Source organism: Pseudoalteromonas sp. McH1-7 (genome assembly GCF_013366255.1).
Classification (GTDB): domain Bacteria; phylum Pseudomonadota; class Gammaproteobacteria; order Enterobacterales; family Alteromonadaceae; genus Pseudoalteromonas; species Pseudoalteromonas peptidolytica.
Genome location: NZ_JABWPQ010000007.1, coordinates 78,201 through 99,836, shown reverse-complemented (window position 1 = coordinate 99,836; position 21,636 = coordinate 78,201). Strand labels below are relative to the sequence as shown.

The following is a 21,636-nucleotide window of genomic DNA, read 5'->3' as shown; positions in this document are numbered from 1 at the left end:
AATTTTTGTGCGAAGCACATCAAGTTTATTTTAATTCAGCACCGCTATGTTGTTATTTAGCTTGTGTGTTTACTGATAAATTTAACAGTAAATTTAAAAAATTTTTCTTCGCGCAGATTTTTGCTCAAAGCTTTTGTTACTTTAGTGTGAAATAAAGTGAACATGTTAGAGAGCAATATGGATTATCTACGCCAATATCATGACTTAACAATTTATTACGACGCACTAAAAAAAGCATCAAAACAGTGCAATAACGTACCAGATACTACCACCAAGTGGTTATCGTTAGTGGAGTCAACCTTGTTTGAATTACAAGAGCTTGCTCACATGGAAAAAGCGTATATGCAGAAGTCAAAAACCATGAATAACTTGGTTGAGCTAGTATATTCCAGCGCGCCCAGTATGGAATAGCATAGCGCGTTTAGGTTTTGCGGTGAGGGGGAGCGTTTTACTCTAATTTTACGCTTCCCCCTTTTTATTATTTAGTATTAACTGCTGTGACAATACTGTAATGTACGGTGCGACGTTATCGTATAGTCATGCTGGTAGATATAGCAATTAATTAAGATAATTGGCCTGTTTTTTTTCATAGTTATTTGAAGATAAATAGAATATAAAAAAGGGGTAGCGTATAGAATATACTTCCCCTTTTTTAATAAGTATAAACGTAAGTTGATTACAGTTCGTAGGTAAAACTTAATCCGTATACGCGTGGTTCACCGTACTGCACGTAGGTATGTGGCTGCCAACCGTCTAATGGGTTGTTACCAAATCTAAAGCCGCGTACCACAATATCTTCATCCGCTAGGTTTCTGCCCCAAGCTGTGAGTGACCAGTTATCACCGTAATAGCTTAAGCTGGCATTGATCAGGTTATGATTACCGGCTTGCTCGTTGTGACTATCCGAGAGGTAATAGTTGTCTTTACCTTCAACGCCAAGCGCTACTACTAGGTTATTCATTAGCTCGTAATTAACAGCAAATGAGTATTGATAGTTTGGTGCTTGTGCTTGATCGCGGCCGTCTAAGCTAATGCCACTTGCTGCAACAAAATCTTCTATTTCTGTTTCCAAATAGCCAGCGCTATAGGTAAAGCCAAGGCGCTCGTTGTAACTAAAGGTGCCTTCTAGCTCTAGTCCATAGTTGCTGCCTTCACTGGCGTTATCGATATAGCCTGCAAATTGCTGGTTAGATACTTGCCACTGCTTTAGTTGAATGTCATCACGCTGCATATAAAATGCAGTAACACGTACAAGGTGACGCTTATCTTCAGATTGCCCTTTCACGCCGAACTCGGCATTCCAGACATACTCTGGGTCAAAATAATGGTGCTCTGTGGGAATGTTTAACCCTTCGTCTTTGGCCTTTGCTAATGCTTCACCATTTACGCCACCAACCTTGTAACCACGAGATAAGCTGGTGTAGATCATAGTACGAGGGACAGCTTGGTATTCAAGTGCGACTTTACCGCCCCACATCAAGTCATCGGTTGCGATGGTAAAGCCATTGCTGTCTAAGTAATCAGCGTCGTATTGTTCTGCGCGTAGGCCGCCAATCAAGCGAGTTTTATCTGATAGGTGATGCACGTACTGGCCAAATATAGCTTTGCTTTCGATTGAATAGGCAGAAGTAAACGGTGTAGCAAGCCAAGTATAGTGGCGGGTTAGATCAACGTCGTTACGCTTGGCATACATGCCAACTACCCAGTCGCTCTGCTTATCTTTGATTAAAAACTCAATATCGCCTTTTTCATAATTACGGGCATAAACATCGGTTGAGCTATATCCTTCAGGGTGTAATCCCGCGCCGCAGAGTTCAGGTTTACTTGGATCGTTACACACCCAGTCTTCATCAAAACTATAGAGGGCATCAGCGTCTAATCCTGATACTTTAAACTCAACATCAAACAAGTCTGAGCGTGTATATTTGCCACGAAAAGCAAAAGCGTCAGACTCTAGGTTATCTTGCCCAGGTTCATCAGCGACACTATTGCGTGAATTATCTAAGGTAAAGCCATCATAACCGTTGTCAGTATCGATATGATGGAAAGTAAACTCTAGGGCAAGATTGTCGCTGACCTGAGAGTTAAGTTTTAGTCTAGCGGCTTGCTCATCTTGCGTCTGCGTGGGCTTATTGAGATAAAGATTATCAACATAGCCGTCGGATTCTCGTTGATATAAGCTCACTCGTGCAGCAGTGTTATCGCTGAGCCCAGCGCCTGCGGCAATACCAGCTTCATAACTGCCATAGTTGCCTGCGCCAAGTTTTAGTTTTAGTGAGGGTGCAGTTGTTGCCATTTGAGTATTTACTTCAACAATACCTGCCAAGGCATCAGAGCCAAACTTGGTACCTTGAGGGCCGCGATACACAACGACTGATTCGGTATCAAATAGTAGCGCGCTGCCACCTAATCCCGAGTAGTTAATGCCGTCAATCAATAAACCGACGCTAGGATAAATAGGATCAACAAATTGTGAACGCAAACCCACGCCACGAATTTGCATAAAACGGCCACGAGACGCGCCTGCGGTAAAGTTAACATTGGCAGTTGCACCAAGGATCTCATCTAAGTATTGGGCACCACGCTTGGTGATGGTTAGTTCATCAACAACCGAAGCGCTAGCACTGAGTGTTTGGATGGTTTCATTTTGAAAGTCACCAGTAACAACGATGGTTTCCAAGTCATCATCGGCAAGTACATGATGAGAGAAAAGTGGCAATAGTGCCAACGTGATCGTAGAGAGTTTTAACTTCATGCTTAATCTTTGTCCCATTTTTAATTGGGCACAGTTTAGCAAAAGCCAGACCAGTTAACAGTGAAATTATGTTATATCTTAGCCCATTAATTTTAATGCAATAGGTGTTGATATGAGTTTTAAGCTTGATTTTAAAGTGCGTGACTATGAATGCGATTTACAAGGTATCGTCAATAATAGTGTGTATTTTAATTATTTAGAACATGCAAGGCATGAGTTTTTGTTGGCCCATAACGTTGACTTTGCAGCACTTGCTGAGCAAAAAGTGAACTTGGTGGTGATCCGCAGTGAAATGAATTACAAAGATTCATTGCGCCCAGGCGATGACTTTTACGTTGAAGTAAGCCTTGAGCGAGAAAGTAGGGTGAAGTTTGCGTTTAAGCAAAAAATAATCAGAACCCATGATAATAAGTTGATGTTAGATGCGCTAATCACTGGCACTTCAGTTAACGAACGTGGCAGACCTTTTTTACCGGATGCTATCACTCACTTATTTGATTAAATTAATGCCGAAAAAGTCATTTTTACAGAATTTTACTGCAATTATTGCCCAATGAAACGTTATAATAAGTATTGGGCATAAAATAGATGGTTTACCATGAAATTCATCAGCATAATTTGCGCAGTTATTGCGCTTAGTGGATGTGTCTCAACAGGGAAGGTAGACACGCAAGCGCTTAAGTATTCTAGTTGGCAGCTTCGCAGCATAAATGGCCAGCCACTTACACAATCACAGGACGCATCTTCAGAGAGTATGCAAGCGATTGACATTCGTTTTATAGACGCGTTGCAAGTCAATGGGTTTGCTGGATGTAATCGCTTTTTTGGTGAAGGTGAAATTGTTGATGGGCAATTAATCGTCAAAAATCTAGGGATGACCCGTAAGTACTGTGGTGAGGATGTGGCTAAAGTTGAGTCACAGCTGATTAATCAGTTACAAATCGGCGTATTACTTGAGGTTAAGGCTAATATACTGACCTTAAAGGGAAAACCTGAATTTACTTTTGTTAAACAATAAGCCAAAACCCCACATACCAGTGTGAATGCTGGCGACAATACTTGCGAGCGTTGATGTAAGTAAGTAGACTGGCGCTAATTCGTTACTTGTCGGAGTGCCTCGAATTTTTACAGCAAGCCAGCTGCTAATCATTCAGGCTGAGATCGCATTTTGCGGGATCCGTGGACCTGATCAGGTTAATGCCTGCGTAGGGAACAAGACAGCAAACGTGTTGCGTTTGTCTGTAGCAATAGTGGTATATTGCTATCCACCTTACCCGAGGACTATCCTCGTCTCCTCCTTTTTTGGAGATCTGACAAGACACCTTTGATGAAAGTAAGAGGAACGTCATGTCAAACAATAGTAGCAAGTTAAGTCGTCGTGAAGCACGAGCAGCTGCGGCAGAATTTATCCATAATCTTAAAGGTCAACCTTTCCCCAATTCTCATAAAGTCTATGTCGACGGCGACCAAGCCGGTGTGCGCGTTGGTATGCGTGAAATCACGCTAAGTGATTCGTTTGTTGGTGGCACCGAAGACAATCCGGTATTTGAATCAAACGACCCTATTCGTGTTTATGATACTTCAGGTCCATACACAGACCCTGAAGTACCGGTTGACGTTCGTGCTGGTCTTCCTAAATTTAGAGAGCAGTGGATAGTTGAGCGCGATGATACCGAAATGCTAGAGTCGGTGACGTCACAGTTTTCCCAGCAGCGTATGGCGGATGAAGGGCTTGATCATATTCGCTTTGAACACCTACCTAAAATTCGTCGTGCCAAGGCGGGTAAAAATGTCACACAAATGCACTACGCACGCCAAGGTATCGTGACACCAGAAATGGAATATGTGGCCATCCGTGAAAATATGGGGCGTGCTAAATTACGAGATGAGTTATTAGCACAGCAGCACAAAGGGCAATCGTTTGGAGCCAGTATTCCTGAGTTTATCACGCCTGAATTTGTCCGTGATGAAATTGCTCGTGGCCGTGCTGTACTGCCAAACAATATCAATCACCCTGAGACTGAACCGATGATCATCGGACGTAATTTCTTAGTTAAAGTTAACGCCAATATCGGTAACTCATCAGTGAGCTCTTCTATCGAAGAAGAAGTCGAAAAGATGGTATGGTCGACTCGCTGGGGGGCAGACACGGTGATGGATCTATCGACAGGGCGCTACATTCATGAAACTCGTGAGTGGGTGGTACGTAACTCGCCTGTGCCAATTGGTACGGTACCAATCTATCAAGCACTAGAAAAAGTCAATGGCGTTGCCGAAGACTTAACGTGGGAAATCTTCCGCGATACGCTAATTGAACAAGCTGAACAAGGGGTGGATTACTTTACCATCCATGCTGGCGTACTGCTGCGTTATGTACCAATGACGGCAAAACGCGTCACCGGTATTGTGTCTCGCGGCGGTTCAATTATGGCGAAGTGGTGCCTAGCGCACCACAAAGAAAACTTCCTCTACACGCATTTTGAAGAGATCTGCGAGATCTTAAAGCAATACGATGTTTGCTTTTCATTAGGCGATGGCTTGCGCCCAGGCTCTATTGCCGATGCCAATGACGAAGCACAATTTAGTGAGCTACGCACTCTTGGTGAATTGACTAAGTTGGCGTGGAAGCATGACGTACAAGTATTTATTGAAGGCCCAGGCCATGTACCGATGCACATGATCAAAGAGAATATGGAAGAGCAGCTAAAGCATTGCGATGAAGCGCCATTTTACACGCTTGGTCCGCTTACCACAGATATTGCTCCGGGTTATGATCACTTCACTTCAGGGATCGGTGCGGCGCAAATTGCTTGGTATGGCTGTGCGATGCTGTGCTATGTGACACCAAAAGAACACTTAGGCTTACCGAATAAAGAAGATGTAAAAGAAGGTTTGATCACCTACAAGATAGCAGCACATGCAGCGGATTTGGCAAAAGGCCATCCGGGTGCTCAAGTTCGTGACAATGCGTTGTCTAAAGCGCGCTTTGAGTTCCGCTGGCATGATCAATTTAATCTTGGTCTAGATCCTGACCGCGCCCGTGAATATCACGACGAAACATTGCCGCAAGAGTCGGGTAAAGTTGCGCATTTTTGCTCTATGTGTGGGCCAAAATTCTGCTCAATGAAGATCACGCAGGATGTACGTGACTACGCAAAAGCGCTAGAAGCACGAGGGATTGATCCGAATAATGTAGGTGAAGAGATCAGCATTAAAATGGTGGATGTTGAAGCTGAGATGAAAGCAAAGTCTGAAGAATTTAAGCAATCAGGCTCAGAGCTTTATCACAAAGCGATATGATACCACTTTGTCTTAATACTTGCTCAATTTGAGGGAGTAAATCTGACGCTAACTGCGTTAAAAGTTTCTTATTTAGAACAACTAAATAGCAAAACTTTTGCCTTGCCTACAGGACGTAGGTACCTCGGCGTGAGCAGGACGCGGAAGCGGTGTTATCGACAAGATTTTCTTGCCTCAAAATAGATCACTTAATAAAGCAAATTGGTATCACTCATCCCATCGTAGCCACTTTGATGTCTGTGAGGTGGCTCATTTTAGGAGTGTAGCGATGTCTACTCAAGCACGTGTTGCTATCTTGGGTTTTGGTTTAACTGGGCGTATCGCCGCATTGATGCTTGCAAAGCGCTATCAGATCAGCGTATTTGAGCAAGCAGAGCAAGGTGCTGAGTCTTCAGCTGGGAGTGTCGCAGCGGCTATGTTAGCGCCGTTGGCTGAGTCTGTGATATGTACTGAAGCTTTGGCGTTACAAGGGCTTGAGTCGATGAGGTTATGGCCGCAAATACTTGCTAAACTCGACAGCCCAGTCTTTTTTCAACAGCAAGGCTCACTAATTGTTGCCCATGCGCAAGATCGTGGTGACTTGGTGAGTTTTCAGCAGCGCTTAAAGCCGTTAAAAGAGCATCGTGCGGAAACGGTGAATGGTGCTCAAATAGCCGAACTTGAGCCGGAGTTGGGGGGCGTGTTCCACCAAGGCTTGTATTTACCTTGCGAAGGCCAACTGGATAATCAGGCGTTTTATCAAAGTAGTACTACAACACTACTGAAGCAAGGTGTAGAAATTAATTACGGGGTTCATTGTGATGAGGCGAAAAAAGCGCAGCTGAGTCACTCGTATGATTGGGTTATTGATTGTCGCGGTCTTGGTGCAAAAGTAAAATGTGAAGGGCTTCGTGGCGTGCGTGGAGAAGTAGCGAGAATTTTTGCCCCTGAAGTGACCTTGACTCGACCTGTGCGTTTGATGCACCCAAGGTATCCTATTTATATTGCACCAAAGCCGGATCATCAGTTCGTGATTGGTGCGACGGAAATTGAGTCGCAAGACAGTGCAGAGATCACTGTGCGCTCTACACTTGAACTACTCTCTGCTGCTTATTCAGTGCATCGTGGATTTGCTGAAGCGCGAGTATTGTCCTTATTAGCCGGACTTAGGCCCGCATTTAAAGATAATCACCCCAAAATTGACCAACAAGGCAATGTGATCAGTATCAATGGTCTTTATCGGCACGGCTATCTGCTGGCACCACTTATTGTGCAACAAGCACTATCTAAGGAGTTATTATGAAAGTCGAATTTAATGGCGAAACGATTAATATCGACCACGAGCAAACTATTCAGGAGTTTATCACAGCCAAAGGTGCGAGGCCGCCTTTTGCCGTGGCACTCAATGGTACCTTTGTTTCTCGCACAGAGCTGCCAGGCGTGACACTGAACGACGGTGATAAGGTTGAGCTTTTATCACCAATTCAAGGAGGGTGATTTATGCAGTCTTTGGCTGATACGCCACTTACCATTTATGGTGAACAATTTACGAGTCGAATGCTAATTGGCTCAGCGCTTTATCCTTCTCCTGAAGTCATGCAGGCGGCTATCGCCACCTCGGGTGCTGAAATTGTTACTGTGTCGCTGAGACGCCAGCAAACAAAGCAGGCTGGTGATGACTTTTGGTCGCTAATCAAGGAGATAGGACTACGCGTCTTGCCGAACACCGCAGGTTGTCACAGCGTAAAAGAAGCGGTGACACTGGCACAGATGTGTCGAGAAGTGTTTGCCACTGATTGGATTAAACTTGAACTTATTGGCGATGAATATAACCTGCAACCAGATCCAATTGCATTACTCGAAGCCACCGAAATCTTATTAAAAGACGGTTTTAAAGTGTTGCCTTATTGCACTGATGATTTGGTGTTGTGTCAGCGCTTGGATGCGTTAGGCTGCGAGGTTTTAATGCCTTGGGGCGCACCAATTGGTACAGGGAAAGGGCTGTTAAACCCATATAACTTGCAAACTATCCGCACACGTTTGCCTCATCAAACCTTGATTGTCGATGCCGGGCTTGGCCTGCCGTCTCATGCTTGTCAGGCACTTGAGTTGGGTTATGATGCGGTATTACTTAATTCGGCGGTGGCTGGGGCGGGTTGTCCTATTACTATGGCAAAAGCATTTGAAGCCAGCACAGTCGCAGGGCGTCTATCTTATTTAGCAAAAGCAATGCCGCAAAAAGAGGTGGCATCGCCCTCTACACCAACCCTTGGGATGCCTTTTTGGCATGCAAATTAACTTGAGTTGCGGATAACTACATAGGGAGCTTTTTTATGTCACATATTGTTTGGAGTATAGCAGGCTCTGATTCTGGTGGTGGCGCAGGCATTCAGGCTGATCTCAAAGCAACGCAGAGCTTTAATGTCCATTGCTGTACAGTAATAACGGCGCTAACCGCGCAAAATAGTTTAGGAGTTGAGGCGTTAAATCCTGTTTCTACTACAGTTATCGAATCTCAACTAACAGCACTTTCGCAAGATATGCCTGCGACAGTGATAAAAATTGGCATGCTTGCCAATGTGCAACAAATCCAACTTATTGCTGAGCATTTAACACATTACAAAGCAACATGGGTAAAGCCGCCAATCGTGGTTTACGACCCTGTTGCCATTGCGACCAGTGGGGACGCGTTAACGGAAGAGGATACGGTTGATGCGTTAAAAACCCACTTGTTACCGCTGGTGGATGTTATAACGCCCAATACGCATGAAACTCAGCTGCTGACTGGCGTGTATTTAATTGGCCCGGAGGCGGTAAAAGAGGCGGCTGCCAAACTGCGAGAGTTCGGTGTAAAGTCGGTGATCATTAAAGGGGGACATTGGGATTACCCGAAAGGTTACTGCATTGATTATGGCGTAGAAGCGGATACTGAATATTGGCTCGGAAACGAAAAAATTCAAACCCCACATAGTCATGGCACGGGGTGTAGTTTATCGTCAGTTATGGCATCTTGTATCGCTAAGGGCTACCCGTTTAAAGATGCCTTTATTCTTGGTAAAGCCTATATCAATGCGGGATTAAAAGCGGCAATACGATATGGGGAAGGGGTGGGACCTGTAGCGCACACGGGATTCCCTGTGACGCTCAATGATTACCCTCAAGTGGTTGAAGCGGGATCTTGGCTTGCGGACGAATTAGAGTTTACCTTACCAGAGGAGTTTAACTTTGCCGCAGGTTTTGCCAGCATTGACGACCCCATTGGACTTTATGCTGTGGTAGATAGCACGGATTGGGTGGAAAAGTGCCTCGCGATGGGGGTCGATACGGTTCAGCTGCGGATTAAAGACCCAGAGCAAGCCAATCTTGAAGCAGAAATACAAACTGCCATAGCACTTGGACAAAAGTACGGTGCAAAGGTGTTTATTAATGACTATTGGCAGTTAGCAATTAAACACGGTGCGTATGGCATTCATTTAGGCCAAGAGGATATTGATAAAGCAAACCTAGCTGCTATTCAAGAAGCGGGGCTGCGCTTAGGTATTTCTACCCATGGTTTTTATGAAATGCTCCGAGCGCATAACTATCGTCCCAGTTATTTGGCTTTTGGTGCAATTTATCCAACGACAACCAAAGACATGACAGGTCAAATCCAAGGGCTTGAAAAGCTGACGCACTTTGTTCCTTTGATGGAGCCTGTCTATCCAACCGTCGCCATTGGTGGTATTGATCTTAGCCGAGCACAGGAAGTGGTTGCAACAGGCGTCTCTAGTATTGCGGTGGTCAGAGCAATTACTGAAGCCCAAGACCCACAGCAAGCTGTACTTGAACTAAAACAGGCGATGACACAGCATGACTGAGCTGAGTGACAAAGAGCGGCTAAGATACAGTCGCCATTTGCTATTAAAAGAGGTCGGCGAACAAGGACAGTTGGCTTTAAAGCAGGCACATGTTGCCGTTGTTGGGTGCGGCGGGCTGGGAAGTCCAGCGCTGTTTTATCTTGCTGCCAGTGGCATTGGTAAGCTTACATTTATTGATCACGATGAAGTTGAGTTGTCTAACCTACAGCGGCAAATTTTGTATAAAGTGAATCACTTAGGCCAGCAAAAGGCTAAAGCTGCGGCAAAGGTGCTGGCGAGTCTCAATAACGACATAACACTTACACCGATTAATGCACGCTTGACCCAAGAAAATATAGCTGAGTTGCTTAGTGAGGCCGATGTTATATTAGATTGTAGTGATAACTTTACTACCCGTTATTTGCTCAATAAGTACTGTTATCAAACAAATAAGGTGCTGATAGCAGGCGCAGCTATTGCCACCCAAGGGCAATTAATGTGCTTTGATTTTAGAGCCAAGTCACCTTGCTATGCTTGTATTTTCCCAACAGACTCACAAGCTCCAACGGAAAACTGCGGTAACTTTGGCGTATTGAGTCCAATACTTGGGATCATTGGCGCGCAGCAGGCATTACTTGCTGTAAACGTGCTACTTGGACATCATCAAGGGAGTTACTTTTCTTACATAGATGCGCTGACACTAGTTCAGCACCAATTACTACTAGTCAAGGAAGATAGCTGTAGCGAGTGCAGCTAATCATAACCGTTGTATAAGGTTAAATAGTAATACATAAAGCCAAAAAAACCCCAATTATTAAAATTCATTTAATGATTGGGGTTTATTTAAAAATGAAGTTTATTCTAAGCTAAAGCAATTTTACTTTGAACGGAGCTATTTCCGAAGCCAAACTGTGCCATTACTAAATTCAATTTGCTGGCAATTGTTCGTAATCTTAAAGGTAATATTGTTAGCAGTGCCCTCTAGCTTAGATATAACCCCAGGTGTTTTTTCTAAAGCTTCATTAATGAATAAAAGCTTTTCTCCTTTTTGTGTGACATAAGCTTCCTTTCCTTCACTTTGACAAACGCTAGTACAGATGTAACTACCTGAAACATTGGCATAACCTTGCTCATTCATAATACATTGAGCAACAGAGCCTGTAGCAGTAAAAAGTGAAACAAGAGTGAGCACTGATTGTAGAGTACTTTTCATTTAACTATCCTTTTATAGGTCAAAACCTATAACTACGAAGTTATTTCAACGTTGTCAATGCTACTTTCTCTGTGCTGTGGAGTTACTTTAGATAAGGGGAAAAGTTAAAATTTAATATTGTTTCTAAGTACCGCACTTTAATTATTAGCTGCCCAAATATTTGAGTTCTAAAAAGTGGTCTAAACGACATCTTTGAAAACTTAAATATGGAAGCCTGTAGTGAGGAAAAACAGGCCGCCACATTCACAGTAATTTACTCTGCTATTTTTGCAAACGGTGTACCCATACGTGTTACTGTTTCTGGGTTTTGACCGTCAAGGAAGTCCGCTTTTTCAGCGCCCCACGCTAAGATCACTGTTGAGCCGAGCTTAAAGCGACCCATTTCTTCGCCTTTTTTCAGCTTAATTGCATTGTCACCAGTCTCTGGATATGTCCAAGTAAACACATCTCTACCCGCAGGCGGAGTGACGGTCCCTGCCCAAATAGTTTCAATACTGGCAACTATGGTTGCACCTACCAATACCATAGAAAGAGGTCCAATTTCAGTATCAAAAATGGCAACTACACGTTCGTTGCGCGCAAATAAGTTAGGCACATTTTGTGCAGTCAAAGGATTTACCGAAAATAAATCACCAGGCACATAAATCATCTTGCGCAGTGTGCCATCAATTGGCATATGAATACGGTGGTAATCTTTTGGTGCAAGATAGATAGTGGCAAACTTACCACCTATATAAGGGGTAAAATCTTCCTCTTTGCCGCCAAGTAAAGTTTGCAGGCTATAGTTGTGGCCTTTAGCTTGGATGATTTGACCATCGACAACGTCACCTAACTGGCTAATCGCACCATCAACAGGGTGAGCTAAAATATTGCTTTCTTCAGCAAGAGGACGGATCCCTGGTTTCAAAGGGCGAGTGAAAAACTCGTTGAAGGTTTTGTAGTGAGCTGGATCTTCGTGCAGAGCTTCACTCATGTCGATTTTATATTGTTTGATAAATAGCTTAATAAGCTTTGTTGTTAATGCACCGGCTTCTGCTGCTGCAAGCTTACCAACCAAACGAGAAACCGCATGTTTAGGTAATGCATACTGCATGGCAATTTTTAGTTTATCCAAATTCACTTTTAACAGTTCCTAATTGTAGTCTTGCCACTAAGGTACTTAGTAGCCGTTGGGCTCAACGGGTTGAGCCAATTTAGCAAATATTATCAGACTCTCGGAGCTCGCGCACCTGCGCGACCATCTGCCATAGACTCTAAAATGCGGTGGTAGCTTTCAAAGCGCAGTTCGCTGATTTTTCCTTCATCGACGGCTTCTTGGATAAGGCACCCGGGATCATTGAGGTGTTTGCAGTCTCTAAAACGACAACCTCCAATAAATTCTCTAAACTCTTTAAAACACCAAGTCACTCGCTCAACTTCTAGATGCCATAAGCCAAACTCACGGATCCCCGGGCTATCAATTAAGTTTCCGCCAGAGGGGAGGTGATGTAAGCGTGATACTGTTGTTGTATGTTGCCCTAAGCCGCTATTTTCGGAGACTTCTTTGGTCAGGATATCGGCATTTGGGAGTACAGTATTAACGAGCGTCGATTTACCCACACCAGATTGACCAACAAAAATATTATTTTTGTCTTCTAAGATATGTTTCAGCTCATCTATGCCTTCACCTGATTTGGTGCTGACTAACAGCACGCGATAACCAAGCTCACGATAGATATCTAACACTTCATCAACGTAATCCAAGCTTTCTTGGTCGAGCAAGTCAATTTTGTTTAGTAACAAAATTGGCTCAATCCCCATGTCTTCACAAGCAACCAAATAGCGGTCAATGATCTGTGGGGTAAACTCAGGCACAACTGCTGATACCATCAATATCTGGTCGATATTGGCAGCGACGACTTTTACACCATCATAAAAGTCGGGGCGAGTAAGTTGTGTACGTCTTTCATGTACAGCCTCAATGACTCCGGCTAGGTCGCCATCACTGACCTTGGCACGACGAAAAATAACTTCGTCACCGCAAACCAAGCTGCTCACGGTGCGGCGTATATTACAACGCAAAATCTCTTGCTCTGTGGTTTCTATATCTGCATGTTGCCCGAAGCGGCTGATCACCACTGCCGCTTCTGTTGGTCCTAGGTTGTCATTTTGCCATGAAACATCAGACACTTCTGTCCCTTTCGCTTTATCGATACGCTTCTGATGATTAGCTCTAATCCGTCGGGATTGGCCTTTACTGAGTTTCTTTTTCTTTGCCATGTCTATAATCTGTTTAAGCTTGAGCGTGCAGAGCGTTTAAATTTAGGCTATAAATCAATAAAACGCCGTGCATGGTAAAAAAAGCTTTAGGTCGAGTGTTTAAACTAATATGATATATCTAATTGCATTGGATCTAAAGGAAAGTACCGCTAAGGTAATGTATGTCTTTTCATGAATCAAACTTGATCTGGCTCGATCTCGAGATGACGGGGCTGGAACCAAAAACAGATAAAATCTTAGAAATCGCGACGGTGATAACAGATGGTGATCTCAATATTTTAGCTGAAGGTCCTGTAGTGGCAATTCATCAAAGTAATGAGCTCCTTGATGGAATGGATGAGTGGTGTACTAATCAACACGGTCGTTCAGGTCTTACCGATCGCTGTAAAGCCAGTAAATACACAGAAGCCGATGCAATCAAGCAGACGTTGGACTTTTTGAAAGAGTGGGTACCACCAGGTGCTTCACCAATGTGCGGTAATTCGATTGGGCAAGACCGTCGATTCCTCAACAAATACATGCCAGAGCTAGAAGCTTACTTCCACTATCGCAACCTAGATGTAAGTACAATAAAAGAGCTAGCAAGACGTTGGAAACCTGAGTTATTAGGTGAAATTAAAAAGAAAAGCTCCCATTTAGCCTTAGATGACATCAAAGATTCCATTATGGAATTAAAGGTGTATCAAGAAAAATTCTTCAAAGTTTAAAAAAATACTTGCAAAGCAAATTTTATCTTGTAGAATCCTGCCCCGCTTGAGACGACAAGCTCTGCGGGGTTTTTAGCCCAAGCGTGGCACTAGCTCAGCTGCTGTAGGTAATCAACGCGACCTAGCGTGGTTATCAACAAATCCAGAGCTAAACATTGTGATGCGGCACTAGCTCAGCTGGTAGAGCGCGACCTTGCCAAGGTCGAGGTCACGAGTTCGAACCTCGTGTGCCGCTCCAAACTTCTCAGTTTATATTCGACTGAAAAAATAAAGAATATAATGTGATGCGGCACTAGCTCAGCTGGTAGAGCGCGACCTTGCCAAGGTCGAGGTCACGAGTTCGAACCTCGTGTGCCGCTCCAAACCTCTCAGTTTGTATTCGACTGTAAAAATTAAAGAGTATATTGTGATGCGGCACTAGCTCAGCTGCAGTAGGTAATCAACGCGACCTTGCGGAGTTACCAACAAATCCAGAGCTAAAAGTTGTGATGCGGCACTAGCTCAGCTGGTAGAGCGCGACCTTGCCAAGGTCGAGGTCACGAGTTCGAACCTCGTGTGCCGCTCCAAACCTCTCAGTTTATATTCGACTGTAAAAATAAAGAATATATTGTGATGCGGCACTAGCTTAGCTGCAGTAGGTAATCAACGCGACCTTGCGTAGTTACCAAAAAATCCAGAGCTAAATATTGTAATGCGGCACTAGCTCAGCTGCAGTAGGTAATCAACGCGACCTTGCGTAGTTACCAATAAATCCAGAGCTAAATATTGTGATGCGGCACTAGCTCAGCTGGTAGAGCGCGACCTTGCCAAGGTCGAGGTCACGAGTTCGAACCTCGTGTGCCGCTCCAACTCTTCTAAATTTCTATATTCATCAAACACTTCCTATTCGCTTTTAAAATACACCCATATTCCACCAAATTTTTGCAATAAACTGATTGCTTAATTTTAGTTCGGCACGTAAAATACGCGCTCTTTCGGCCCTACTATTATCGTTCCTTGCCTTACCCCGACTGGCCGAAACGGGACAAGGCTATACTAACCGTAAGGAATATCCATGCGTCATTACGAAATCGTATTCATGGTTCACCCAGATCAAAGTGAGCAAGTACCTGGTATGATCGAGCGTTATACTGGTGCTATCACTGAAGCTGGCGGTACTATCCACCGTCTAGAAGACTGGGGTCGTCGTCAACTGGCTTACCCAATCGAAAAGCTTCACAAAGCACACTATGTTCTATTGAACGTTGAAGCACCAACTGAAGTAATCAACGAGCTTGAAACTTCTTTCCGCTACAACGATGCAGTGCTTCGTAACCTAGTTATGCGTACTAAAAATGCAGTAACTGAAGCATCTCCTCTTGCAAAAGAAGAGAAAAAAGAAGCAGCTTCTGCTTAATCGTTGTTGATTTCGGATTTGACTAACCTTTCGAGGTAATGGTGAGTACTCAGGTTGACCTGTATACCAATCAATATCTGCTCTCGGGCGTGATTTGTAAAACACCTAAATTTAGTCAAAGCCCAGCTGGGATCCCGCACTGTATATTTGTACTTGAGCACAAATCAATGCAGCTAGAGGCTGACCTAACTCGAAATGCCTACGTGCGTATTCAAGTGGTTGCCAGTGGAGAACAGTTCCGAAACCAAACTGAGCATTTATACGTTGGGCAAGCATTACAAGTTCGCGGTTTTATAAATCGCCACGAGAGCCGAAATGGCTTAAGTCAGCTAGTATTGCACGCACAACATATTGAAAGAATTAATTGAGGAAATTACTCATGGCACGTTATTTCAGACGTCGTAAGTTCTGCCGTTTCAAAGCGGAAGGCGTACAACAAATTGATTACAAAGATCTGGCTACTCTTAGAAACTACGTAACAGAAAGTGGCAAAATCGTACCTAGCCGTATCACAGGTACTAGCGCTAAATACCAGCGTCAGCTAGCAACTGCTATTAAGCGTGCTCGCTACCTAGCCCTTCTTCCATACACTGACTTACACAAGTAAGCAGCTGATTACTAGTTTTTAAAAGGTGTAGAGACATGCAAGTTATTCTACTAGACAAAATTGCAAACCTAGGTAGCCTAGGTGATCAGGTTAATGTTAAATCTGGCTTCGCACGTAACTTCTTATTCCCTAAGGGTAAAGCAGTTCCTGCAACTAAAGCTAACATTGAAACTTTCGAAGCACGTCGCGCTGAGCTTGAAGCGAAAATCGCTGAAGAGCTAGTTGCTGCACAGGCACGCGCTGAAAAACTAGAAGCACTAGCTGAAGTAACTCTAGTTTCTAAAGCGGGTGACGAAGGTAAGCTATTCGGTTCTATCGGTACTCGCGATATTGCTGATGCTATCTCTGCAGTAGGTGTTGAGGTATCTAAGTCAGAAGTTCGTCTACCTCTTGGTACTATCCGTGAGACTGGCGAGTTCGACGTAGCTATCCAAGTACACTCTGACGTTACAGCTACGATCAAAGTAATCGTAATCGCTGAAGCTTAATTTTTAATTAAGCCCAAAAAAGCCGTGTGTTTTTATACACGGCTTTTTATCACTTAATTGACCTATATTAAGTGCCCCTTCAAAAAAAATCATAATAATAATCTTATTCATACCAATTTCAGGTATGACATGGATGATCCTCTCGCTAACGGATACCTCGAAAAACGAGGTAGTTCAGTTGTAATATGGTGTAATAGGTTTCCTTTCTAGAAACTTTTGCTTCATGTTATGTTTACATATTATAGGCTTGTCCTTTTCTTTGTCTTTTGTCTGTCATAAAGTAAGTCTAATGACAGCGCTATCAAATTGGTGGTGGAATATATAAATGCCTGTGAATAAAGGTTTTACATTAACTGAGTTGTTAATAGCAGTGGCTATCGTGACGATTACAGCAAGCTTTGCATATCCGTCGTATGTGCAATACGTTCAAGATGCAAATCGTTCTCAAGCACAGCAACAATTGCTAGAAACTGCTGCTGTGATAGAGCGCATTTATAGTCGCAATGGTGGCTACCCTGATGCGGACTTGATGCCTAATTTGCCACAATCAGATCTGTATTCCTTTGCTTACATTCCACTAGATAAACCTAATGGTGCTGTTGGTCAGTACCGAAACTTAAGCTATCGGCTCACTGCCACACCAATAGCAGGTAAAGCACAAGCAGCAGATAGATGTGGTGTGTTAAGTATTAACCATCAGGGAAACCAAGGAGCAAATAATAATGACTGTTGGTAAGTGTCGCCGCGGCTTTACCTTGCTTGAGCTGTTAATCTCTATGGCCATTTTAGCCATTTTGGCTTCAGTAGCTGCACCTAGTTTTATTAAGCAAATTCAGCAAGATAGAGTGACTACTCATGCCAATGAATTACAGGCCATCTTTCGTTTAGCTAGGAGCGAAGCCGTCAGACGTGAACAACAAGTTGCTTTGGTTATTGAAAGTGGTGATTGGGTAATTAAAACGACAGAAAATGGTCAGTTAACAGAAGTGGGCCGTTTTACGATTAAACACAGCTCAATAGAAGTGGCATTGGCAGACCAAATAGTACGCGAAAGTGGTGAAGTATTAGCGACAAATAATATACTTATTACAGATAACCTGACAAATACGCAGGACTACCGGTTGTGCGTACTGGTGAGCGGTCAGAGTTGGTTAGGTGAGGCAGAGCAAAATTGCAGCTAAATAAAGGGTTTTCACTTATTGAGGTTGTGGTGTCGATGTTAGTGGCGGGGTTGATGCTGCTAGGCCTTGCTGCAACACAATTAAAGTCACTGCAGTTTGCATCCAATAGTTTTCAATACACTATGGCATTAATACATGGGCAAAACGCGATTGAAAGAATGTGGCCTTTGCTGTGTGAGTTACAGCACAATAATGGTGATATGACTGCGGCAAACCCTTTGATCCAGCAACTACATCCAATTGATGATCGTTTTACGCTAATTCTGCCTGCGATTTATAGTAACAAAATGCAGATTACGGTGAGCTGGCAGGATAACAGAGTAGACAATCCTGCAGAAAATCAAGTTTCTTTAACTGCTAGCTATCCAAATGTTGCGAATACATGCCCACCACCGCCAGGAGGTAGCTGATGAGCCATAAAGGATATACTTTGCTTGAGCTGATGATTGCTATGGTGGTTGGCCTGATATTAGTTACAGGAATAGCGGCGTCTTACACGTCAATTAAAGAGACTGTAACAACAAGCCAGGGACTTGCTGCTTCACAAGAAATCATTCGCTATACCAATCGGGTAATGATGCGCAGCATTAAACAGACACAAAGTATCCCTACAGTGTCCGCGACAGATATTCGTATCGATCAGTTAGCTGGTGTCCCTGCTTGTGATGGTAGCGTTCCATCAACTGATTATACTGAGCGTTACTTTTTACAAGGTGAGTATTTAGTATGTGACCGTGGCAGCGGAGATGTGAATTTATTAAAAGGCGTGACAGGGTTGGCATTTACCATCAATGGCCAGCTGATCACGGTGACAATCCAAGGTAATCGTTTTCCTTTGCAGTATGGTGCAGGCATACAAATGAATTTTTACGCTGGATTAGGTAGCTAATACAATGAAACAACAACAAGGTTTTACACTAGTAAAGGTGATGCTGCTTGGTGGCATGGCGAGTGTTGTCGTATTTGCTTCTCTCAAGGAAGGTGTTGTACAAGAGAGATTAAGCGGTAATTTCCAAAAAGATATTAATGCCCGATTAGTAGCTGAGCAGGGGATAAGAGAATACCGCCAGCGATTGGAGCAGTCATTAATAAATAACCCGACGAGTGTTGCTCAATTGGTTGCTGGCGTTAGTACAACAGGTGATGGTGCCATCAATGACTCGCGTTTTAATATATCGGTAACCACAAGTGGTAATGAGTTCAGCGTTGAAAGTTTAGGTCAACGCTATGGTGAACATGCCAATCATAGATTGGTTGCACGCTTTGAGCTACAGCCAGCCCCAAAGGCATCTATTTTTCAAAATGCGGTAACAGGCTGTAAAGGTGTTAACCTATCAGGTAGTGGCGCAGTAGACAGCTATGATTCATCAAAAGGCACTTACGAAGAAACCAAAAGCAACGATGGCGATGTGCATACTGTAGTTGGTGATGCTGATGTAGTGCTGTCTGGACATTCGCCAATTAAAGGTGATGTGCAAGCATCCGGGATAGTCTATTTAAAAGGTTCATCCCCGATCCTTGGCGATGTAAGATCGAATACTGGGGTGGATATTTCGCCTTCATCCAGTGGTATTCGAGTTGAGGGAAATGTCTATAGCCGTGGCTTTTTCAAACATAGAGGTGGAAAAATAACTGGCTATGTTCGCGCAATGGGAGATGCGCAAATGGAGTGGGGCGCTGAGATACTTAATCAGCAGGGGGATGCTTTTGACATCCAGTATGCCGGTAGTGGTCAATTTAAAGATACAGGGCTACAGCTACAAGATGGAGTGCATTACTCGGATCCTAGGTTTAGGGTGCAAGATTTAGTGGTTGAGCCGGTAAAAGTCTATGATCCAGATTCTCCAGATTATGATCCGGCTAAGCCCAATAAAGAATGTGATCCGCTCGCTTTGCCGTTCAACATGAATAGTATTATCGATCCTAATAATCAATATACAGATTTACAGGTTGGCGCCCGACAGATCTTACACTTTAAGCCAAAGCAGGCGGTGTATGAGCGTAATGGCACTCATGTTTATGTCGCCAAAGAAAAAGCAATTTACTTATTTCAAGGCATCGATCAAAACTTAGGAGCTGCAACAGAACGCACTCAGCTAGCATTTCCATTTAAAAGTTTAAAGCTTGGTTCTGATGGTCAAATAAAGGTCTCTGGCGGTGATGTGATCTGGCTGGTTGATGGTGACATGACATTATCGGGGAACACCCAAATTTGGATCGAAAAAGGCAGCTCGCTCACTGTTTTTACTACGGGAAAAGTGTCAATTGGTGCAAGTGCAAAAGTAGTCGCAGAGCAAGAGGGGTTGACTGAGAGCGGATTACCAGTATTTAGTGTTTACTCCTCTTTTGATGAGCCAAATGGATTTGTGTTTAGCGGGGCCTCTTCTTTGTACGCTGCAATTTACTCGCCTTTGACTACTATCTTACTAAATGGCAGTGGACAATTTTATGGGACAGTTCGAGGCGCTTCAATTACTGGTACTGGCGGCACTGGGATTCACTTTGACCAAGCACTGAAAAATGCAGGAATTGGTGTGCAGCCACCATCAGGTGGAAAGCCGAAGTTGATCTTCAAAGGCTGGCACTACAAACCGTATGAGGTTGAAGAGCAAGAAGCATCAAATTGATACCATTCATTCGCATAAGCAAATTGGTATTATTTGAGTTGTTGCACATTTTTTTATCTTTCTTTAAACCATTTCTCATTTAGCTTGCGTCTAAACCTGTACTTATACCAATTAGTCTTGATACTTGCTCAAAATAGAAAGTTTAGTTAAGCAATTTGGTATTAAAGAAAAAGCTGAAATGAGTAATTGGGCGTTGGTGGCTTTGTTTGTTTCATGTGATATGCGAAGATGAAGTATCAACCCAAAGGAACAAACGCATGATAATTAATGCCAAAGCGGCATTTTCACAAGAACAAACTGATGCGCTAGTGGCTAGATGTCAACAGGGGGATCAAGGTGCATTCCGTGAGCTATTTGAACAGCACCACCGTCGAGTTTATGCATTATGCCTGAGATTGTTAGCTGAGCCTGCTCACGCGGAAGATGCTTGTCAGGAAGTTTTTGTGCAAGTGTGGCAAAAGATTGATCAATTTAAAGGGCAATCACAATTTTCGACCTGGCTCCACAGTGTGGCGAGTAATATTGCTATCAGCTACCTTCGAAAGCAAAAAAACTGGTTTCAAAAGGTGGTGAGCTTTGAACAATCGGGGCTTGATGAACAAGGTGCTGAGCAGCTTGGAGAGCTCAACGGATTGGACAAACTGATTGTGAGATTACCTGAGCGTGCGCGATTGGTTTTTGTATTACATGCCGTTGAAGGGTATCGCCACGAGGAAATTGCCAATATGTTGAATATGGCTGTAGGTTCGAGTAAATCGCAATATCACAGAGCCAGAAATCTATTACAGGAGTGGTACAACAATGACTAAACCATCATTTGATGAATTTATGCATACCGCACTGAATGATGAGCAGTCGCAGCCAGCACCGCAGCGCGATTTATGGCAAGGTGTTGAGCGCGCGATTAATCAAGCGCAGCCTGTGCAGTCGCCAAAACAAAGTAATTGGCAAAAGCTTTCTGGTATTGCCGCTTGCACTTTTGCGGGTCTTCTTGCTTGGCAAGTAATAATGAGTCAACCAAAACAGGATTCATTGGCAAATATCAGTGCTTTTTTTGAGCAGCAAAAACAATCTTTGCTTGTGCAGTATGAGACGCAACCAGCCCTAACCTCAGATTGGCAAACTCAGTTGCAAGAACTTGAACAAGCTGAGCAGGCAGTAAAGCTTGCGTTAAAGCAAGACCCTGAAAACGCTGCACTACTAAATATGCTTGCTCAGGTTTATCAACAGCAACTCGATTTAATTAATAAGGTTCATGAACCTCGTTGGCAACAAATTTAGGAGAACT

The 21,636-nt window shown here is 43.6% G+C and carries 25 protein-coding genes, 4 tRNA genes and 1 riboswitch; of the genes, 25 read left to right on the top strand and 4 right to left on the bottom strand.

The annotated features are described in order from the left end of the window. Positions 1-177 precede the first annotated feature (177 nt). On the top strand, positions 178-411 hold the full coding sequence (locus tag HUZ36_RS06890) for a hypothetical protein (protein ID WP_128731284.1): 234 nt from the start codon (positions 178-180) through the stop codon (positions 409-411). 265 nt (positions 412-676) lie between these two features. Here the strand turns inward: HUZ36_RS06890 and HUZ36_RS06885 are convergent, their stop codons facing one another. After that, positions 677-2,755, bottom strand: coding sequence for a TonB-dependent receptor (locus HUZ36_RS06885; protein WP_176032436.1), 2,079 nt, complete (start codon positions 2,753-2,755; stop codon positions 677-679). A 112-nt stretch (positions 2,756-2,867) separates the two neighbouring features. Between HUZ36_RS06885 and HUZ36_RS06880 the strand changes: the two genes are divergently transcribed. From HUZ36_RS06880 to HUZ36_RS06845, 8 genes are all read left to right on the top strand, one after another. After that, complete coding sequence (locus HUZ36_RS06880; protein WP_176032435.1) at positions 2,868-3,257, top strand: acyl-CoA thioesterase; 390 nt, start codon at positions 2,868-2,870, stop codon at positions 3,255-3,257. A gap of 96 nt (positions 3,258-3,353) precedes the next feature. Continuing rightward, positions 3,354-3,773 (top strand): META domain-containing protein, encoded by a 420-nt coding sequence (locus HUZ36_RS06875; RefSeq protein WP_176032434.1) that lies wholly within the window; start codon positions 3,354-3,356, stop codon positions 3,771-3,773. Positions 3,774-3,853: 80 nt separating this feature from the next. Further along, positions 3,854-3,984: riboswitch (TPP riboswitch) on the top strand. Between the two features lie 118 nt (positions 3,985-4,102). Continuing rightward, positions 4,103-6,055: a phosphomethylpyrimidine synthase ThiC gene (thiC, locus tag HUZ36_RS06870; RefSeq protein ID WP_176032433.1), complete on the top strand. Its 1,953-nt coding sequence runs from the start codon at positions 4,103-4,105 to the stop codon at positions 6,053-6,055. 268 nt (positions 6,056-6,323) lie between these two features. Next, entirely contained in the window at positions 6,324-7,337 is a 1,014-nt protein-coding gene (locus HUZ36_RS06865; protein WP_176032432.1) for an FAD-dependent oxidoreductase, read from the top strand. Next, complete coding sequence (thiS, locus tag HUZ36_RS06860) at positions 7,334-7,531, top strand: sulfur carrier protein ThiS (RefSeq protein WP_176032431.1); 198 nt, start codon at positions 7,334-7,336, stop codon at positions 7,529-7,531. Before HUZ36_RS06865 ends, thiS begins: the two co-directional genes overlap by 4 nt. A 3-nt stretch (positions 7,532-7,534) precedes the next feature. Next, positions 7,535-8,332, top strand: a complete 798-nt coding sequence (locus HUZ36_RS06855) for a thiazole synthase (RefSeq protein ID WP_176032430.1) — start codon at positions 7,535-7,537, stop codon at positions 8,330-8,332. A 35-nt stretch (positions 8,333-8,367) separates the two neighbouring features. Then, complete coding sequence (gene thiE, locus HUZ36_RS06850; RefSeq protein ID WP_176032429.1) at positions 8,368-9,891, top strand: thiamine phosphate synthase; 1,524 nt, start codon at positions 8,368-8,370, stop codon at positions 9,889-9,891. After that, entirely contained in the window at positions 9,884-10,627 is a 744-nt protein-coding gene (locus HUZ36_RS06845; RefSeq protein ID WP_176032428.1) for a HesA/MoeB/ThiF family protein, read from the top strand. The genes thiE and HUZ36_RS06845 overlap by 8 nt, the downstream gene beginning before the upstream one ends. A gap of 135 nt (positions 10,628-10,762) precedes the next feature. On the opposite strand, the gene HUZ36_RS06840 is transcribed toward HUZ36_RS06845, so the two are convergent. From HUZ36_RS06840 to rsgA, 3 genes are all read right to left on the bottom strand, one after another. Then, positions 10,763-11,083, bottom strand: coding sequence for a hypothetical protein (locus HUZ36_RS06840; protein WP_176032427.1), 321 nt, complete (start codon positions 11,081-11,083; stop codon positions 10,763-10,765). Between the two features lie 253 nt (positions 11,084-11,336). Continuing rightward, complete coding sequence (gene asd, locus HUZ36_RS06835; RefSeq protein ID WP_128731277.1) at positions 11,337-12,203, bottom strand: archaetidylserine decarboxylase; 867 nt, start codon at positions 12,201-12,203, stop codon at positions 11,337-11,339. Positions 12,204-12,289: 86 nt separating this feature from the next. After that, the gene (gene rsgA / locus HUZ36_RS06830) at positions 12,290-13,342 is read right to left on the bottom strand and encodes a small ribosomal subunit biogenesis GTPase RsgA (RefSeq protein ID WP_147391243.1); all 1,053 of its coding nucleotides are present in this window, start codon (positions 13,340-13,342) and stop codon (positions 12,290-12,292) included. Between the two features lie 161 nt (positions 13,343-13,503). Here rsgA and orn point away from each other — a divergent pair, with 161 nt between their 5' ends. The 16 genes from orn to HUZ36_RS06750 all read left to right on the top strand — a co-directional run bounded on the left by orn (position 13,504) and on the right by HUZ36_RS06750 (position 21,629). Continuing rightward, positions 13,504-14,049 (top strand): oligoribonuclease, encoded by a 546-nt coding sequence (gene orn / locus HUZ36_RS06825; RefSeq protein ID WP_125252243.1) that lies wholly within the window; start codon positions 13,504-13,506, stop codon positions 14,047-14,049. 162 nt (positions 14,050-14,211) lie between these two features. Then, positions 14,212-14,287 (top strand) — tRNA-Gly (locus HUZ36_RS06820). A 48-nt stretch (positions 14,288-14,335) separates the two neighbouring features. Further along, a tRNA-Gly gene (locus HUZ36_RS06815) sits at positions 14,336-14,411 on the top strand. A 128-nt stretch (positions 14,412-14,539) separates the two neighbouring features. After that, positions 14,540-14,615: transfer RNA gene (locus HUZ36_RS06810), tRNA-Gly, on the top strand. A gap of 206 nt (positions 14,616-14,821) precedes the next feature. Next, positions 14,822-14,897 (top strand) — tRNA-Gly (locus HUZ36_RS06805). A gap of 206 nt (positions 14,898-15,103) precedes the next feature. After that, positions 15,104-15,445, top strand: a complete 342-nt coding sequence (gene rpsF, locus HUZ36_RS06800; protein WP_010368810.1) for a 30S ribosomal protein S6 — start codon at positions 15,104-15,106, stop codon at positions 15,443-15,445. A 38-nt stretch (positions 15,446-15,483) separates the two neighbouring features. Beyond that, positions 15,484-15,813: a primosomal replication protein N gene (gene priB, locus HUZ36_RS06795; RefSeq protein ID WP_088531731.1), complete on the top strand. Its 330-nt coding sequence runs from the start codon at positions 15,484-15,486 to the stop codon at positions 15,811-15,813. Between the two features lie 11 nt (positions 15,814-15,824). Then, positions 15,825-16,052 carry a 30S ribosomal protein S18 gene (rpsR, locus tag HUZ36_RS06790; protein ID WP_002962753.1) on the top strand — a complete coding sequence of 76 codons (228 nt, stop codon included), beginning with the start codon at positions 15,825-15,827 and terminating at the stop codon, positions 16,050-16,052. Between the two features lie 35 nt (positions 16,053-16,087). After that, entirely contained in the window at positions 16,088-16,540 is a 453-nt protein-coding gene (rplI, locus tag HUZ36_RS06785) for a 50S ribosomal protein L9 (protein WP_099640397.1), read from the top strand. A 325-nt stretch (positions 16,541-16,865) separates the two neighbouring features. Beyond that, on the top strand, positions 16,866-17,276 hold the full coding sequence (locus HUZ36_RS06780; protein WP_125250983.1) for a type IV pilin protein: 411 nt from the start codon (positions 16,866-16,868) through the stop codon (positions 17,274-17,276). Continuing rightward, positions 17,263-17,721: a GspH/FimT family pseudopilin gene (locus HUZ36_RS06775; RefSeq protein WP_128731275.1), complete on the top strand. Its 459-nt coding sequence runs from the start codon at positions 17,263-17,265 to the stop codon at positions 17,719-17,721. The genes HUZ36_RS06780 and HUZ36_RS06775 overlap by 14 nt, the downstream gene beginning before the upstream one ends. Continuing rightward, complete coding sequence (locus HUZ36_RS06770; protein ID WP_147390762.1) at positions 17,712-18,131, top strand: type IV pilus modification PilV family protein; 420 nt, start codon at positions 17,712-17,714, stop codon at positions 18,129-18,131. Before HUZ36_RS06775 ends, HUZ36_RS06770 begins: the two co-directional genes overlap by 10 nt. Then, positions 18,131-18,610 (top strand): PilW family protein, encoded by a 480-nt coding sequence (locus tag HUZ36_RS06765; protein ID WP_176032426.1) that lies wholly within the window; start codon positions 18,131-18,133, stop codon positions 18,608-18,610. The genes HUZ36_RS06770 and HUZ36_RS06765 overlap by 1 nt, the downstream gene beginning before the upstream one ends. A 4-nt stretch (positions 18,611-18,614) precedes the next feature. Further along, a complete protein-coding gene (locus tag HUZ36_RS06760; RefSeq protein ID WP_176032425.1) occupies positions 18,615-20,348 on the top strand; it encodes a DUF7305 domain-containing protein in 1,734 nt (577 codons plus the stop codon). Positions 20,349-20,605: 257 nt separating this feature from the next. Then, the gene (locus tag HUZ36_RS06755) at positions 20,606-21,157 is read left to right on the top strand and encodes an RNA polymerase sigma factor (protein ID WP_125250988.1); all 552 of its coding nucleotides are present in this window, start codon (positions 20,606-20,608) and stop codon (positions 21,155-21,157) included. Continuing rightward, entirely contained in the window at positions 21,150-21,629 is a 480-nt protein-coding gene (locus tag HUZ36_RS06750; RefSeq protein ID WP_128732447.1) for a hypothetical protein, read from the top strand. The genes HUZ36_RS06755 and HUZ36_RS06750 overlap by 8 nt, the downstream gene beginning before the upstream one ends. Positions 21,630-21,636: the final 7 nt, after the last annotated feature.